Below are 762 nucleotides of genomic sequence, written 5' to 3' on the forward strand. Positions count from 1 at the left end.
GCCTGCGTGATCTTGATACCTCGCGGGCAGGCCTCGCTGCAGTTGAATATCGTTCGGCAGCGCCAGACCCCTTCCCTGTCATTAAGTATTTCCAGCCTCATGTCCCCGGCGTCGTCGCGGGAGTCGAAGATGAACCGGTGGGCGTTCACGATCGCAGCTGGCCCGAAGTACCGCCCGTCGGTCCAGAAGACCGGGCACGAGGAGGTGCAGGCTGCACACAGAATGCATTTAGTCGTGTCGTCGAAACGTTCCTGTTCTTCAGGGGACTGAAGTCGCTCACGGGTTGGTGCATGGCCTGCGCTGATGAGGAAGGGAATGATCTCCCGGTAGGACTGGAAGAACGGCTCCATATCCACGATCAGGTCTTTCTCCACGGGCAGACCCTGTAACGGCTCGACCGTGATGGGTTTTGTCGGGTCCAAGTCCTTCAGCAGGGCTTTGCATGCCAGCCTGTTCCGGCCATTGATCCGCATCGCGTCCGAACCGCACACACCGTGGCCGCAGGACCGGCGGAAGGAAAGGGACCCATCGACCTCCCACTTGACGCGGTGCAACGCGTCAAGGACACGGTCCGTGGACAGCATCGTCAGCGGGTAGTCTTCCCACCGGGCGGCTGGCGAGAACTCGGGGTCATAGCGGCGGACCCTGACGGTTACTTCCAAGGTCGGGACGTCCTCGCTGACGGACTGCGGGAGATCGACTTTTGACGCAGGTTCATGGGACTCAAATGCCATGGGAAAGACAACTCCTCGTTCCAAAAAA

At 60.2% G+C, this 762-nt stretch carries 1 protein-coding gene; it reads right to left on the bottom strand.

Going from position 1 to position 762, the window contains the following annotated elements; all coding sequences use genetic code 11:
* On the bottom strand, positions 1–734 hold a 734-nt coding region (locus tag CXQ88_RS21410; protein WP_104046158.1), incomplete at its 3' end, for a succinate dehydrogenase iron-sulfur subunit.
* Between the last annotated feature and the right edge of the window lie 28 nt (positions 735–762).

Origin of the sequence: Arthrobacter sp. ZGTC412, assembly GCF_002929215.1 — a bacterium.
GTDB lineage: Bacteria > Actinomycetota > Actinomycetes > Actinomycetales > Micrococcaceae > Arthrobacter.